The sequence below is a fragment of the Achromobacter sp. EB05 genome (genome assembly GCF_044232075.1).
GTDB classification, from domain to species: Bacteria; Pseudomonadota; Gammaproteobacteria; order Burkholderiales; family Burkholderiaceae_B; genus Achromobacter; species Achromobacter dolens.
Genome location: NZ_CP155917.1, coordinates 5,356,723 through 5,371,850 on the forward strand (window position 1 = coordinate 5,356,723; position 15,128 = coordinate 5,371,850).

At 60.5% G+C, this 15,128-nt stretch carries 18 protein-coding genes; 10 read left to right on the forward strand and 8 right to left on the reverse strand.

The genetic code is table 11. The annotated features are described in order from the left end of the window. Positions 1-28: 28 nt before the first annotated feature. Positions 29-184 (forward strand): hypothetical protein, encoded by a 156-nt coding sequence (locus tag AAID08_RS24475; RefSeq protein WP_175189196.1) that lies wholly within the window; start codon positions 29-31, stop codon positions 182-184. Between the two features lie 107 nt (positions 185-291). On the opposite strand, the gene AAID08_RS24480 is transcribed toward AAID08_RS24475, so the two are convergent. The 3 genes from AAID08_RS24480 to AAID08_RS24490 form a co-directional block, all read right to left on the reverse strand. Continuing rightward, a complete protein-coding gene (locus tag AAID08_RS24480) occupies positions 292-408 on the reverse strand; it encodes a hypothetical protein (protein ID WP_175189221.1) in 117 nt (38 codons plus the stop codon). 253 nt (positions 409-661) lie between these two features. Next, a complete protein-coding gene (locus tag AAID08_RS24485; protein WP_269872144.1) occupies positions 662-793 on the reverse strand; it encodes a hypothetical protein in 132 nt (43 codons plus the stop codon). A 206-nt stretch (positions 794-999) separates the two neighbouring features. Then, complete coding sequence (locus AAID08_RS24490; protein WP_175189195.1) at positions 1,000-1,269, reverse strand: hypothetical protein; 270 nt, start codon at positions 1,267-1,269, stop codon at positions 1,000-1,002. A gap of 245 nt (positions 1,270-1,514) precedes the next feature. Between AAID08_RS24490 and AAID08_RS24495 the strand changes: the two genes are divergently transcribed. Continuing rightward, complete coding sequence (locus AAID08_RS24495; RefSeq protein ID WP_144655498.1) at positions 1,515-1,859, forward strand: hypothetical protein; 345 nt, start codon at positions 1,515-1,517, stop codon at positions 1,857-1,859. 418 nt (positions 1,860-2,277) lie between these two features. Here the strand turns inward: AAID08_RS24495 and AAID08_RS24500 are convergent, their stop codons facing one another. The 3 genes from AAID08_RS24500 to AAID08_RS24510 all read right to left on the reverse strand — a co-directional run bounded on the left by AAID08_RS24500 (position 2,278) and on the right by AAID08_RS24510 (position 4,696). Further along, the gene (locus AAID08_RS24500; RefSeq protein ID WP_395757004.1) at positions 2,278-2,808 is read right to left on the reverse strand and encodes a DUF2514 family protein; all 531 of its coding nucleotides are present in this window, start codon (positions 2,806-2,808) and stop codon (positions 2,278-2,280) included. A gap of 550 nt (positions 2,809-3,358) precedes the next feature. After that, positions 3,359-3,769: a hypothetical protein gene (locus tag AAID08_RS24505; RefSeq protein ID WP_254603882.1), complete on the reverse strand. Its 411-nt coding sequence runs from the start codon at positions 3,767-3,769 to the stop codon at positions 3,359-3,361. Between the two features lie 408 nt (positions 3,770-4,177). Further along, on the reverse strand, positions 4,178-4,696 hold the full coding sequence (locus AAID08_RS24510; protein ID WP_395757005.1) for a helix-turn-helix domain-containing protein: 519 nt from the start codon (positions 4,694-4,696) through the stop codon (positions 4,178-4,180). Positions 4,697-4,956: 260 nt separating this feature from the next. On the opposite strand from AAID08_RS24510, the gene AAID08_RS24515 reads away from it, so the two are divergent. The 4 genes from AAID08_RS24515 (at position 4,957) to AAID08_RS24530 (ending at position 8,532) form a co-directional block, all read left to right on the forward strand. Beyond that, a complete protein-coding gene (locus AAID08_RS24515) occupies positions 4,957-5,808 on the forward strand; it encodes a helix-turn-helix domain-containing protein (RefSeq protein WP_395757006.1) in 852 nt (283 codons plus the stop codon). Between the two features lie 195 nt (positions 5,809-6,003). Next, positions 6,004-7,146, forward strand: a complete 1,143-nt coding sequence (locus AAID08_RS24520) for a glycosyltransferase family 4 protein (RefSeq protein WP_395757007.1) — start codon at positions 6,004-6,006, stop codon at positions 7,144-7,146. Positions 7,147-7,610: 464 nt separating this feature from the next. Then, positions 7,611-7,847: a hypothetical protein gene (locus tag AAID08_RS24525; RefSeq protein WP_144655505.1), complete on the forward strand. Its 237-nt coding sequence runs from the start codon at positions 7,611-7,613 to the stop codon at positions 7,845-7,847. Positions 7,848-7,887: 40 nt separating this feature from the next. Further along, positions 7,888-8,532, forward strand: coding sequence for a thiol:disulfide interchange protein DsbA/DsbL (locus tag AAID08_RS24530; RefSeq protein ID WP_175189191.1), 645 nt, complete (start codon positions 7,888-7,890; stop codon positions 8,530-8,532). 70 nt (positions 8,533-8,602) lie between these two features. Here the strand turns inward: AAID08_RS24530 and AAID08_RS24535 are convergent, their stop codons facing one another. Together AAID08_RS24535 and AAID08_RS24540 are read right to left on the reverse strand one after the other, a co-directional pair. Continuing rightward, positions 8,603-9,118: a hypothetical protein gene (locus AAID08_RS24535; RefSeq protein ID WP_175189190.1), complete on the reverse strand. Its 516-nt coding sequence runs from the start codon at positions 9,116-9,118 to the stop codon at positions 8,603-8,605. A 71-nt stretch (positions 9,119-9,189) separates the two neighbouring features. Continuing rightward, positions 9,190-10,047 carry an EAL domain-containing protein gene (locus tag AAID08_RS24540; RefSeq protein ID WP_395757008.1) on the reverse strand — a complete coding sequence of 286 codons (858 nt, stop codon included), beginning with the start codon at positions 10,045-10,047 and terminating at the stop codon, positions 9,190-9,192. Positions 10,048-10,407: 360 nt separating this feature from the next. Between AAID08_RS24540 and AAID08_RS24545 the strand changes: the two genes are divergently transcribed. From AAID08_RS24545 to AAID08_RS24560, 4 genes are all read left to right on the forward strand, one after another. Next, complete coding sequence (locus tag AAID08_RS24545) at positions 10,408-11,673, forward strand: MASE1 domain-containing protein (RefSeq protein ID WP_175189188.1); 1,266 nt, start codon at positions 10,408-10,410, stop codon at positions 11,671-11,673. Beyond that, on the forward strand, positions 11,663-13,183 hold the full coding sequence (locus tag AAID08_RS24550; RefSeq protein WP_175189187.1) for an alpha/beta fold hydrolase: 1,521 nt from the start codon (positions 11,663-11,665) through the stop codon (positions 13,181-13,183). Before AAID08_RS24545 ends, AAID08_RS24550 begins: the two co-directional genes overlap by 11 nt. A 426-nt stretch (positions 13,184-13,609) precedes the next feature. Beyond that, positions 13,610-14,182, forward strand: coding sequence for a hypothetical protein (locus AAID08_RS24555; RefSeq protein WP_175189186.1), 573 nt, complete (start codon positions 13,610-13,612; stop codon positions 14,180-14,182). Then, positions 14,149-15,120 (forward strand): AraC family transcriptional regulator, encoded by a 972-nt coding sequence (locus AAID08_RS24560; protein WP_175189185.1) that lies wholly within the window; start codon positions 14,149-14,151, stop codon positions 15,118-15,120. The genes AAID08_RS24555 and AAID08_RS24560 overlap by 34 nt, the downstream gene beginning before the upstream one ends. Positions 15,121-15,128: the final 8 nt, after the last annotated feature.

A 15,128-nucleotide genomic window follows, 5' to 3' on the forward strand; every position in this document is an offset into this window, starting at 1 on the left:
GAACAGGGAACAGGGAACAGGAGCTAGCATGGACTACCGCGACACACCGATGGCACGACACACGGCAGGCGGCGACGTCTGCGCACTTCGCCGCCTCGCCTCGCGCTCAGCGGGCTACGGCAACATCGAGGCGGGAGTCAAACGCTTCAGGGAAATCCTATCCGAAGAAAAAGCTCCTAAATAGTTCTTGTTATTTCCGGAGTGCCACGTGGCGCGGTGCCGGCAAATGCGATTAATGCGGTCCGGAAATCGGCTGCATGGAAAGGACCTGCTCGCGTGCCGGGCTTTCCCCTATTTGCGGTTCAGATGCGCACTGAGGTGCTTGCCGATCTGAAGGGTGGTACCCAGGCCCAACTCGACGCGCGATCCGGAGAGATTCGCGTTGAACGAGTGATCGTTGATGCTGATGTCGTTGCTCTTGACGAATTCGTGGACGACAGCCCTGCATCACACCAAGTGATGCAGCGCGTCCGAATTAACTGCCGCCCCCCCCACGGCAGCGACGAAGCCCGCAGCGGTGATACATCAGGGTTCAATTGCAATAGACGCCTGGCCTTCAGAACCACACACAACGCGCGCGGCCCTTACGTCCCAGTTGCTAACTGCACAGCCGTACCGAAGAGGTCGCCGTAAAGTTACTCAGCAGTGTGGATAACAATCCTCACCTGCGGCAGACAAACACCGCAAGCGCCAGCATGCCGGCCAGGGTCCCACCCAACGCCATTGCGGCGCGCATGGCCCGAGGCGTACCCATACAGGCCAGCGCGACAATGAACCCGATCAGCACCATCAACAGGAGCGCCAGGGACAAGAGTCGCCAACGCGTTCGCAGCATGCCGGAGGGACCAGAATCAGTGATGGCAATAGGCGAAAGGCGCATGGCGGCACGGGCACGCACGCCGTCCCCGGACGCAGGGCATCAAGCCATGGCCGGCAGCCTGCCTATTTGCCCGCATGGCCGAACGTTCAACCATGGCGCCTCCTACCAACCCGCGGAGCTTACTTCCTGGCGTCGGTGTGCGGCTTGCCTGCGGCAGTGGCAGGCTTACGCTGATGCTGCTCCGTCGGCTGCACTTGGCGCTGACGATCAGACTTGGTGCTCTGGGCTCCCGCTTGTTGAGGCTGCTTGCCAGCGTGGGCAGGTGCCTTGGCGGATTGATGGCTTCCGGGCGTCGCGCCCGTTACCGGATGAACGTCCGCGGCATAAGCGCCGCAGCTCGCGGCGAGTGCCCCCGAAAATGCCAGGCCCGTCATGATTTTTCGAAACATGTTATTTCCTTCAATAGATGCAGACGTTCTGCGGTTTTCCACTCGAAAAAGTGGCGCAGCAATCGTAGAAGGATCGCCCCTCGCATGGGTGGCAAAACACGCCGCGGCGAGAAGTTTCGGTGCCTTTTTGTCAAATCCATGGATTAATCATTCACTCAGAAATCTCGTGCGGTTAAGCTGACCAACTGTTATCAATCCGGCCGCGAACCCTTACTGCGGCGGCTCTATACCGGGAGCACACGATCATGAAACATCGCTACGCAAAAATATGCCGTGCCTTTCTGGTTTCAGCGGTCCTTGCGTTGCCTGTGGTACAGGGATGCGCAACCGAGCAGAACCCGCGGGTTGACGCGGCGGTCGACGACCAGCCGTTCCAGGCCTGGCTCAATGGGCTCGTCAGTCAGATTGACGCCAACCCGCGGTACCAGCGCCTGCCGCTCGATACGACGGACAGCCGGGAGGCGTTTCTGGTCCTGCTACACGACACGTACCACCATCGCGTCTCGAAAGAGGAATTCTCCCAGCGCGTCAACAGCCAATTTCCTGGCCACCAATACGAAACTTCATTCATCGTTTCGCGGCTACCCTAGTCGCCCACAGGCACTCAGAATGTTCTCAAGAGCACTCCGCCCCTTCCAGAATATGCTCACGTACGAGCCCTTCAGTCGGGGTACTCCAGCGGTCGCCGGTTAGCGCGGCGACGAGTCTGGACGTGATACTTGAGCGTTATTTACCCTGCTTCATGGGAGCGCGGGAGTATCCCGACTAGAGGGCTTGGCCGAGCTACGGGTTAGCGCCGTGGCACTGAGCGATGCGTGCGAGGGAGCAAAAAACACTGCTTTATGTGGACGGCCAGCCCTCGCCTTCCTTCACTACCGAGCAAGCCTCCGCGCTGACGATAAAGAAAGGCATGGCGCCAGAACCTCGGCGCCATGCCTACCTCGATAATTGCCTGTCCCGTGCGACTCCCGCGCGACGGCAGAGGCGTTTCTCTCGGCGTTTGGGCGGCTACTTCCCCCTGATCTCGCTATACGTTCGCTCGCACGCTAACCCGGCGACTCGACGCCGGTCAGCTTCGCTCGCGTAGACTTCCGCCATTCGATCAAGTTCGCCAAACAACTCGGCGAACAGGCCGATGGGGTCGGCGGCTGACGCGCCGACGCCGGCAAAGTGGGAATGGCCGCAGCGAGCGGCTTGGCGCCTGGCAAAGAGGACGGCCTGCTGGCGCAGGCGCTCATCAGCAGCAGCGCGCTCAGCAGCCAACACGCGCGCAAGATTCTCATCCGCTTCATTCCTGATTTCATTCACCACCTCGTATCGGCGTTCCGTTTGCATGCGGGCTTCGTCTTGGGCAGTGGCCAGCACGTGGCTCGCCACCGCACGCTCGTCGGCCCATCGTCTTTCGAGTTGTGCGACTTGACTCTCGGCGCGCCATCCGCGGACATTCCACGCAACACCTGCCGCCAGCGACGCCACCAGCAGCGGAACCAGGATCCCCCTGCCGCTGAACATACTCAACCATCCTGATACCGCGCTCATGGGGTCACCTCGCCCACGAGCGCGGCTGCCTGAGCGTGATACCCGCGCCACTTTTGCCGCAGCGAGGCTCGTTGAGCCTGGCTCCCGCGCGCGTAGGCGCCAGGGCGCCAGGTTCGCAAATAGAGGGCCCAGGCCTGCGGCTCGTCATCGATCGAAGGCAAAGCCTGAGGGTCGGTCCACAGCAAAAGCCGGGCCACCCCGGCCGCGAGCACATCGTCACGCTCCAAGGTCTCGTGTACTACGCCAGGATCCATCTTCACTCGCCGCTCAGGGCACAGTTGCCGTAGCCATCGCCTGCTCGCTGGATGCATCCACACGCCCCATACGCCTCCGAGGCTGGCGCTCGTTCCTCTTTCGAACTGCCAGAGGCCACGTGCCGGCCCCTTGAGGCCGGGCTTGCCCGAGACGAGTTGGAATCGATGTCTCAAACCGCTCTCCTGCAGGCCGATAGCGAGCAGCATGACGCGAGCGCCCGCTGTGTCCATGTCTGGGGGCAGCAGTCGCAACGCCGGCATGATTGCGGTATGCAGTACTGACTGAAGCGGCATACTCACTCCTTATCCTTGGCGCCGCCCAGGAGCGGCAGCCTCGCGCGGAGTTCATCCAGCCAGGGAAGCAGGCCGATCTTCCGAATGCGAGCGACCCACCGCATGTACCCACCCAGCATCCACCAGGCTGGCAACCCCGCCAGCAGCATGCAGGGGGCTATGACATAGAGCTTTGCCAGGAATTCGTCTTCCGTACTGCCGTGGTCCGCCAACCAGACCAACGCGTCGGTCAACGCGGGAAACCACGCCAGCGCGGCCGCGGCCAGGGCGGGGCCGAAGGCAAACGAGCACACCAGCGTGGATGCTGTGCGCATCATCAACTCGGCGCGACTACGGGGCGGCAGGACTACCAAGCCTAAAAGCGCGGCCAACGCGGCACATATTGCGTAAGTGGTGACGATCTTCAATGCCATTGAAGATGCCGCCGTCATGACGGGTTGCATTGTCAGATTCCTATGAGTTTGCCGGCGCGAACCAGACTGCGGCGAGGCAGACTGGCCGCAACGACCGGCTTGTTTGCTCTTAGGACGGGAGGGACTTGGCGCCGGCAAATTCTAGCCATGGCTAGTTTTTGCGTCAACTTTCCAGCGCCGGCGAGCCGGCACCAAGCCCTTGCCACTCAGGCCAGGCTGCTCAGCCTCTCAAGAATTTCGCCTGTCAGGATATGGCATGCCAGCAACAACGGCATGAGGTCACAAGGCTCGGCGGTCAGGCTATGGCGAAACCGCCCCTCGCTCAGGATATCGACGCAAGCGCGCGCCCTGACCTCTTCGCCGGCGTGAATAAGGCCGCAAGCACACTTGGGACACTGCGGCGCCCCCTCACTTTTTCCCCGAAGCCCGTCGCCTCCTGATGCGATCAGCGTCAACTTTGTCGTCACGTTCAATCTCCTTGCTAAAATGGTGACGCAACGCTTCAGACGTTCGCTTCAAGCCCTGGCGGAGTTGTTGAATCGACTCAGCCGGCACACTGCCTGCGGTAGAGGCGGAAGACCGGGACGCACGCGCCCCGCTCTGTTGCACCAGAAACGCAAGATAGCTTTCGAGATGCGCGCGCGCCTCAGCCGAAAGGAGTTCGAATTGCTCCAGAGTCACTTGCCTGAAGGGCCAGGCCAGCGGCCCGCCCCTCTCTCGCTTGCCCACACCCGCACCGAGCCAGGCCTCGGAAACATTCAGCAGGCGCGCCACGATGACCAGGTTCTCGCCCCGGAGATTCTTGGTGCGCCCGCCCACCCAGTTGGCCACGGATGAACTTTTGGCCCCCGTGGCTCGGACCAGATCTGCTTGATTTTTTTTTGCCGCGGCCATGGCCTCGCGGATCCGCTCAGAGAGAGTGCTCATAGACGCACACTAGTCGCTGCAAATATAGCCATGGCTACATTTCTATCAGACTGACCGACGGGAACAATTCCGGCCCATCCCGGGCTCGGCCATATTAAGCCGCACTCCGCCAGCAACAAAATGTACCAAGCCCGCCAGGTTTCACAATGGCTGCCCAGCCTATATATTGTTTTATCGATTTCACATTGTCGCGCCCTCGAAGGCCGCTGCGCGCCTGGCCCGCCGTGTCAGCCAGCAATAGCAACAACATGGGGAAGGACATGATTCTTGAGAGCATTCCCGAGGCATGGGGACCCAAGTTGGAGTTGGGCGATGCCGCGATCGCCACGACAAAGACAGGGCCCAACACCATCCGCTTTACTGCTCCTGCGCATTACTTCCTGGTGCTCTTCACGCCGCAACCGCATCGACAGATTGCCCTCAATTCCGACCGCGCGACGCTAGGCCTCGCGCCCACCGGCTCCGTCGAAGTTATCCCGCGCCAGCACGAACTCCTTGCTCGCTGGGCGGTTGCCAAAGAGAACCTGCTGATGGGCTTGAGCGACGAGCGTCTGCGGCGTCTTGCAGGCATGGAACTTGGCGACGACCAGGTCCGTTGGCAGCCACCGAAGCTCGGCAGCGTGGACCGACGCGCGCTATGCATCGCCCGCCATATCCGCGACGAGATAGAAAACGACGATCCCGGCAAGACGGAATCCCTGAACGCCTGGATCACGCTGCTGGGCGCGCACATGCTGAGAACCTATTCACACCTGACTCAAAGGAGTCTTCATCCGCACGCTGCGAAACTCAGCCCCCGCGCGCATCAACGCATCGAGGAATTCATTCGCGCCCATCTGGATCAGAACATCAACCTGGAAAGCCTGGCCACGATCGCCAATCTGTCGCCCAGCCATTTCTCGCGCGCGTTCCGCCAGGTTTTTGGGCTGCCGCCACATCAATACATCATCAAGCTTCGACTGGAACGCGCTCGCCAACTGTCCTTGTGGAGTGCACTGCCCTTCGGGGAGATTGCGCGGTTGACGGGCTTTTCCAACAACAGCCACATGACCATGACCATGCGGCGCGCCTGGGGCATCACCCCCTCGGAAATCCGTCGAAAAGAGAGCTGAAGGCACGGAAAATTAGCAAAAAACTGTGCCTCCTGCCACAAACCCCGCATTCATTCCGGGAATCGAACCTCGTCTCATCTGAACAGTGATATCAATGTCGAGCTCTTGTGAAGAACGTCTCTAACCGGAGTGGCAATGTTGCGGTCCTGTCTGGCCGCGGCGCGACAGTCACTCGCTCGACACAGATGAAGGTTCATGCGCGTTCTGCATACTTTTTCCGGGCTAAATCTCGGAGGCCTGGAGTTTCGCATCCTCGACCAATTGGCCTGGCTTCAGGCTCATGGTCATACCGCGGCCTTCGCGGGCCCATCCAGGAGCGAAACCCTGGCGCTGGCTCGTCAGCGCGGGCTACCAACGTTGGAAATTGATTTTGACTCGCCCTACTCCGTCTCAACGATACGCCGGCTGCGAACGGCAGTACGTCAAATGGGCATTCACGTCATTGATTCCCACGGAGCGAAAGACGGCCGGGCCAGCGCGCTATGCCGCGATCTCTGCACGCTCGTCAGAACGTGGCACTTCGCGCGAAAGCCAAGCACATCATGGCGCCGCCGATTGGAGTGGCGGCTGGGATGCCATCGTGTCATCGCCACCAGCCGAAGCGGCGCGGGCAACATCGTGGCAGCGGGGTTTGCGCCCAGGCGCCGTGTCAGTGTCGTAGGCGAATGGGCGGCCCCCGGATTCTTCGCAAGTGAGCAACGGGAAGCGCGGCGCCACGCGATGAGACGCACGCTCGCGCTGGCCCCCCGCTCGTTCGTCGTGGCGACGGTCGGGATGCTCAGGCCGGAAAAGGGGCAGGCGGAGCTCGTAAGGGTCGTTCATCTGCTGCTTCAGCGCGGTATTCCGGCCGTGGCGCTGGTGGTCGGAAAGCCGACCCAACGCACGCTGGCATACGAACAAGCCGTACGCGATCTTGCCGTGCAGCTCGAAATCGAAAAAAGCGTCATATTTACCGGCCATCGCGAAGATATCGGGGATGTGCTTCAAGCCGTGGATGCCGTTCTCGTCCCGTCCTCTTGCGAAGCGTGGTCGCGCATCATTCCGGAGGCGTTTGCCTCGCGCTGCCCCGTCGTCGCGAGCGACGTGGGCGGCATACCGGAAATCGTTCAACCCCGCGAGACCGGCTGGCTATGCGGGGCCGGTGATACGGCTGGCTTCGCCGACCGTATTGCGGATATTTGGGCCAATCCGCACATAGCGGACCAAATCACAGATCGTGCAAGAAAGTACGCCGAACGCCATTTTTCGATCTCCGTGAAGATGTCGCAGACGTTGGAGGCCTACGAGACCGCCCTGACGGCATCTCGTTCCGGCAGGTCCATCGCGCTAGCAGACTGAACAAGCCAGGGCTGAAGGCACATGCCTGATCAGATAATTCTTAAGCGATGAGTACAGTTTCATCACTATGCTTGAGCGCCAAACCCTCATTCCGGAACGCGTCCAAGGACGTCGACTGGGGCCGCGGCAAGCCGCTGATCCCGGTCCGCACCAGGCCCAGGCACGCCATGGGCCGCACACCGGCACCACCAAATTCCAGCACAGCAATGTTGCGGAACTGAAATGTCATCGAAAGCCGTAGAAACCAAGCAACCTCATGTGCCAACGCTTCAATTGCGAGGCACCGCCCCCTGTCGCCCCCTCACCCTCTCGCCCGCCATGCGGGAAATAGCCCAACGCGCAGCAGCCTCCCAACCCCGATTGATCACCATCTCTCATCGTCGATGGACTCACGTCGACGCCGAGCGATATTGATGAGCAATCGTGCTGCAGGGCGTATCGAAAACCTCTCCGCGGAGCCCCCAATGGACATGGAAGAAATCCGGGATCTGATGACCACCACGCCCTTGCCTTTGCAAGACGATTCTAGCCATCTCGTATCCATGTACGCCGACATCCTGGAACAGCTCGCGCCGAAGCTTACTCAAGACGAGCTCTTCTCTTTAATCGCTGTTGGAACGGCCTTCTACCAGGGAGCCCGGCGTCAAGAGGAAGCCAGGCCATTGACTGATCGCGCCTTGCGGCACACCCATAGGCGTTGAAGCTGCCCGCACTCCGCACCACACCAAATCATCCACGAATATGTTCTTCAGACATTGTCTTCGCCCCCTGGCGACCTCGGCGCTATCGGCGCTCCTCCTTGCCAACGCCTCGGTTTGCCATGCGCAACCCGCGCCTGCGTATGCCCGGATTTCACCGCCCCTTCCGTCGGATACGCCGGGAAAAATCGAGGTACTGGAATTCTTCGCCTACACCTGCGGGCACTGCGCCAAGATCGACCCGCTGATTGCACAATGGTCCCGACACATACCGCCGGGCGTAGTCCTGAAGCGCGTTCCGATCGCCTACAACGCCAACATGCGCCCAATGCAACAGTTCTACTACGCCCTTGCCGCCCTCAACCGGACTGATCTGCATGCGCGCTTCTTCGACGCGATCCACAACGAACACCAGCGTCTGTTCGACAGGACGGCGATCGAAGCCTGGGCTGTTTCCCAGGGATTGGAGAAAGCCAAATTCGACGCCGCCTTTGATTCATTCGGCGTGCAGGTCGAGATGCGCAGGGCCTCTCAATTGGCCGAGAGCTACCATATCAAGGGCACGCCTTCTTTCGCGGTGGGCGGTCAATACCTGACTTCGCCAGCGATGGCCGGCAACAGCTACGCTGGCGCAATCCAACAAGTCGACCATCTGATCGCGATGCTTCAAGGCCACACGCAGAATTGACAGCGCGACGCAGGTACCGGCACCGATGGGAAGCACGCTCCACCACCCTGCCGGCCCTGCGAATGCCTGATCAATGACAGGCAGTACGGGTGTAGACACCTTCGGCCGCGGGACGATCATTTCGAACGTCGTCCTCGTTGGCATAGGCGGACACGTTCAGATCACACTTGCCTTCCGGCTTCGCTACGCGAACGAACAGCACGCGGGTATGGGGTTCATCGTCCAATACACAGGTGCTGTCCGGACTCAAGACGAGCAGCATGCCAGGCTTGGGCGGATCGGGCTGCTCGACAAAAGCGGTCTTGCATTTGTGCCAGTGAATTCCATTGGAGCTCGTCAATCGCAGGTTGCCCATACCCTGGTAGCTGCCGCTGATCGGTTCCCACACGCCGACATAGAATTTCGTAGCGCTGGCTTGATCACCAGCATCTGCCCGAGCGTGAGATGAACCGCCCGTCCCTGATGACGAAGCGGCGCCTTCATGGACAGTCGGCGCGGTCGCCGACTGCGGGGCTCGCGAACAGGCCGTGCAGACAAGCGCGGCCGCAAGCAGCATGCACGCCTTCGAGATGCGTTGGATTCCCATTTTCTCTCCTAAATGAAACGGGGTTGACGATTTGAGCGGGCCAGGCAGGAAGGGATCCTCGCGCCTGCCCGTCACTGAAAATATCGAGGAGCCTGCGCTTTCGCGCCGACCAGAAAGTCACAGAATTCGTCGCTGCGCAACGCGGGCGCAACCAGATAGCCCTGACCGCAATCGCAATCCACACGGCGCAGCACATTCAGTTCTTCAACCGTTTCAATTCCTTCGGCCGTCACCACCAATCCCAACTGCTTTCCCAGCCGCACCGATGAGAACAGGGCGGCCAGACGCTTGCAATCCTGCGCCGACCCGCTGACAAAGGCGCGGTCGATTTTTAGCTCGGTGAAAGGCGCCGATATGAGGTTGTACAAAGAGCTGTAACCACGGCCGAAATCGTCCAGCGCCAGGCCGAATCCGCTCATGCGAAGGCGGGACGCTCCGGCACAGTAGTTTTTTGTCAGGGATGCAGCCTCGTCTTCCAGCAACTCAAAACAGATCTGCTCCGGCGCGACCCCGCCGGCGACCACTCGCTGGTGCAGCTCGTCGGCAAGCCGGATGTCGTCCAACAGAGGAGGAGGAAGGTTGACGGAAACAGGCACCACACTGCCGAGGTCCCGCCATTTCACGTGGGCCGAAATCGCATCGTCCAGCATCCGGAAGAGCAACTCCCGTTCCAGACCGTGATGACGGACATGTCGAAGAAAGTCGCTGGGCGCCACGACACAGCCTTCAGGGCCGATCCATCGGGCCAGCGCCTCAGCGCCGATGACGGCCCCATCCCTCAGCCTCCACTTCGGCTGAAACCACGCCTGAATCCGTCCCTCTCGAAGCTGTGCTTGAAGGAAGTGGCGGAAATAGGCGGGATCACCGCTCCCAAGCGACCGTGTGCCGCTATGGGCCTCGGCTACGGGGCCGTCGAATTGGAACGGCATGGGCAGACTCCTATTGAACCGGATGGCCGATTTCGCAAGCCTGCACTCTATCAATCCCTCGCGCCCGCCAGCCTGAGAAGAATCTGAGCGGCCTCACCCCGGCGAAGGCCGCCAGACATCGGAGTCGCGGCCGCTAGTACAGAAAATATTCGGAAATGCGCCCATAGATAATTCCGGCATGGCGCTACAGCACATTCCGGAAATCTAGTGATCTATTACTCCGAGTACTCACCGGGTAGCATAGTTGCGATTGGTTATCAGTGATCCGGCACTCACGCTCCCCATGCGCATTCGCAGGAGATCTGGCCGGACAGGGGAACTGAACCTATCCCATTTCGTCGAGACCTCTCCATCGCCAAGATGAACGTGACCAGCCTGATATGGATCGTGCCCTATTTGGTGTGCGGCGCGTTTTCGCACCTCTTTGACGACCCGCTCAACCATGCGGTCTACGTCTGGTTGCCCTCGGGGATCGCGGTCGGCGCATACCTGCTGACCAGGCGGGATAACTGGGCATTGTTGTTACTCGGTTTTTTTGCGGCGCAGGTCGTCATCACCGGCATTCATCGGGCGGACCTATCAACGTCCTTTGCGTTCGCCTTCGCGGCCAGCGCTGCCAACCTGCTGGCGGCATGGTCCATTCAGACCCTGAAACCCAGAGATGGCGGCCCGGGCCTCGTCGCAGCCCTGTTCCTCGGCGCCGTGATAGGGGCCGCCTGTAGCGCCGCGATAAGCGGAACATGGCTCTGGTTGAGCCACGGGCTTCACAGTTGGACCCAGCTTCGAAACTGGGTGGCCGCCTATCTGGCGGGCGTGTTGATCCTGGCTCCCGCGCTGAAAGGCTGGGCGAACTTCCGGGCGCGTCGTTCAGGCGGCCCACGGTGGCGCGACCTGGCGCTGGGCCTGACTGCCTATCTCGGTCTGGCCGCATCTGCGTTTGTCACCTTCAATGGGGAAATGCTGAAAAACGTCCCGTACGTTGTCTCGTTCGAACTTACCTACCTTCCGATCGTGTTCTCGGTGCTGGTGGCGTTGATCTGGGGCCCTCCGGGCGGCACCCTTGCCGTCGCCACGCTCACTCTCATAACGCTCTGGCAGAGCGCCCAGGGAGAAGGCCCATTTGTCGACCCCGACGACCAATGGCACGCGCTGATCGCCACGCAGGTCTATCTGATCATTGCCGCGCTCCTTATCCTGCTGGTGAACAGCCTGCGCAGTGAGCGAGCCCAGAAACTCGAGACCGCGGAGCAATGGCGCGTAAAGGTCGAGCTGGCCCTGGCAGGCAGCAGGCAACTGCTTTATCGCTACAGTCCGGAGCGCGATGAACTGGATGTTTCTGGTGACGTGACAAGCGCATTGGGTACATCCGCCGTGACAATTTCAACCTTGAATCAACTGCTTGCGCTGACGCATCCCGAAGATCGAAATCGTCTCAAGCTGCATTGGGAGGGAAGGCGCGCGGGCGCCCTCGACCAGACACCCTTGTTATTCCGCCTGGCTCACGAGACGGGGGGCTGGCGCATTATCAATGACCGCGGCAATCCGCTTAGCAACGCCGACGGCAGCGTCGAGATCATTGCGGGAACCTGGCGCTATGGCGATATCGAGCACACCGATGCCTCATAGCACCGGCGCCCTGCTCATACACGGCCTGGGGGGAACGGAATTTGACCTGGGCTCGCTACATAAAACCCTCAAGCGCGCCGGTATCGAGACACATAGCGTGACCCTTCCGGGCCATGGAACGCACCCGGAGGACCTCGTGTCCGTTCGGGCCGAAGATTGGATGGACGCAGTGACACAGGAATACGCGCGTCTCGCCAGCCGCTACGAAACGCTTCATGTGGTCGGTATGTGCCTGGGCGCGTTGCTCGCCATAGAGCTATGCAAACGAGTCCGGCACCGCAAGGGAAAGTTGGTGAGCCTGGCGGCCCCCGTCTATATCGACGGCTGGAGCACGCCCTGGTATCGCGACCTTCGGAGAATTGTGTACCGGATACCTGGCGTGGCCGCCCGCATGCGCGTCGAGGAAGAAGACCCGTACGGCATCAAGAATGAACTGGTGCGTTCCATTGTCAAAGCCAAATTCGAGCGCGGCGAGAGCTTCCACTACCCGTGGGTGCCGCTCTCCTGCATTCGCGAAGTCGATCGGGTCGGCGCGTGGGTGAAAAAGGACCTGGGCCAGGTGGCCTGCCAGACACTCATCGTGCACGCGCATGAAGACGAGCTTACGTCTGTGCGCTCCGCCCATTTCCTTCATGGCGCCATCGCCGAAAGCAAGCTGGTGCTGCTGAACAATAGCTACCACATGGTTTGCGTGGACAACGACCGCGATCTCGTAACAGCAAGCGTCCTGGAATTCATGGACCGCAACCCGGAGGCGGCTGTCAGGCCAGGCCGCTCCGCCCCCATGACCGCTGCCGAGGTTCAGGCCTTGTTGGATACCTATCGCACTTCGATGGCACAGAACGAATTTGAAGCCCTCTTCCCTCTCTTCTCCGAAGAAGTCGTCTGGCAGGAAGAAGGCAACAATCCCATCAGCGGCACCTACAGGGGCCGAGGCGGGCTCATCGAGTTCTTCTCCCGAGTGATGGACTTCTCGCGCAATACCTTTTCGATCAGAGAGGTGGGGGCCGTCTCCACCGCCAGCCGATCCTTCTCGATGCCGCTGACGTTCGAGATACGCCTCGACAGCGGCCCCTATGAGGGAACGCGCACTCATACGTTGCGGCTCCGCGACAAGCGGATCGCGCGGGTCACATCGACCGCGCAAGACGCAGCCGAGCAGGATTCCATATGGCTTGGGCTCGCATCGAGCCATGGCGCGACGTATGCGGATGAACATCTCGACGAGGATTCAAGAAACATCCCCGACGATGACCTCGACCGGCTATTCGAGGACGCCGTGGCGGGCCAGAACCTAGGCGCAGGCCCGCTACCGTTGGTTGTCGGCGCCCGCCTGTGGGCGCTGGAACAGCAGGCCCGCCTGGGCAATGCGCCACCCGCCCAAGAGGACGCCACCGAGGTCAGAACGCAGATACGACAGGCTGTGTGGCGCCAACTGGCAGGCACCAGCAAGGGTCTGGCGCGGCGCCGCTATATCGCTTTGACTCGAAGGCTGAACGCTTATGGATGAGGTCGCTCTCGCTCAGTGAGTCCCGCGCGCGCATCGAGCGCGCCAAATCGCACGCACACCGCCCCGTCCGCGGCGAACATTCAAAAAAGAATGCCCCCGCTCCAAAGGGCGACGACGCAACTTATGAAAATCCTTTTGCAACCCGCAAGGTTTGCAGGAAGTCTGCTCATGACCACTTCCATAAGCCGCGAAAACTGTCCCATGATTTTCTCCGTGGATTTTCTACGTCACATTGGCAACTCCGGCCAACACCAGCTTATCGGATCGCAGGTCGGCTACGTTTGAGATCAATCTGATGCAGCCGCTGGAATTTGCTATGTGCTGAAGACGCATGGCTCCAGCCGCGATCGGCACATTGGCGGAACGATACTTGCTGGTAACGCTTGGTGGCCGCTCCTCAGATTTATCTGAATCACGATGCGCCGCGTGAAACCTATCATCGCTGACTTCGAATTCATTTATTCAAAGTTTCCAACGATTGCCGCGCTCGAGTGTTTTCTGTATTTCGAGTCAGGCCGTCGCGCAGGATTGGTGATTGGAGATATCACGATGCGTTCCAACCACGAACGTCCGCATCCGGCCGATTTTCCGTCGCGGACAAAGACGTCCAACTGGGCCCCTCAAGTACTGCTTGGACTCGCTGGCGCGGCATTTCCAATATGGCTGCTGAGCGACCTGATGCATGTCAGCGACGTGGCCACGATTCACGCACTCGTCCGCTTGGGCTTTCTGCTGACCGCGCTGGCGATTGGCCAGCAGATCGGCGTCGAAACAGGTGAAAGACGCTTCAGCCATTGGCTATGGCTGGCGCTCCCTTCCGGCCTCTGGATAGCGACTTGGCCAATCCTGGATTTTGAAGCACAGCAGACCCCGCGCTTGAACGCTGCGTTCCACATGCCTTGGTGGGACAGCCCACTCACGAAGTGGGGCGTTGTTCTTGCCTTATTGACTGTCGGATGGGTGGCATGCCGGCGTTACTCGCGGCGACCGCGACGCTGACTAAGCAGATTATTTATGAACTCAAGAATATGAAGGAAATCGACCCAAGCACCGGCGAACCTGCTCCCATCGCGACGCGGCAGCCCGTAAAGAACTTGCTCGACAACATTCCCTCTTCGTGGGGCCAGAAGCTCGAACTCGGCCATCAAGCGGTCAGCGTCACATGCACCGGCCCCAACCAGATCCAATACAAAGCCGATTCTCACTGCATCCTCGTGTTGTTCACCGCCCAGCCCAATCGGGAATTGGCGCTGAACAGCGACCAACGCATCTGTGGATTGGCACCGATCGGCTCCCTGGAGATCGTGCCAGCCCATTCGGATGTCTCGGCGCGTTGGACAGCGCCAAAGGAAAACTTGCTCGCGGCGCTGACCGAAGACCGGCTGCGGCGCCTGGCCGGCATTGAGCACGGTCGTGAGGATTTCGAACTACGCCCGCCCGCGCTGGGCACGATAGACCCCCGGGCGCTTCATATCGCCCAGCGGATCCGCGCCGAACTGCAAAGCGGGGAAATCGCAAGCGTCGAGAGTATTGACTCCTGGGTCACATTGCTCGGCGTCCACGTCCTGCGCACCCATTCGTCGCTGAACCGTATGGAAGCGCGCCCGCCTGCAGGGGGGCTGTCTCCACGCGCCTGGAAGCGCGTCAACGAGTACATCGTTGAACATATCGCCGACAAGCTAACGCTGGAGAACCTGGCGAAGGTTGCACAGTTGTCGCCCAGCCACTTCGCACGCGCGTTCCGCGAGACCGTTGGCCAGGCCCCACACCAGTACATACTGAACATGCGTCTCAATGTGGCTCGGCAACTGATTCTTGATACCGACACTCCATTGCACGAGGTTTCCCGTCGCGCTGGATTCTCCAACAATAGCCACATGACCGCGCTGATTCGACGGACGTGGGGACTTACGCCCACAAGGATGCGGCGCAACTAGGCCATCAG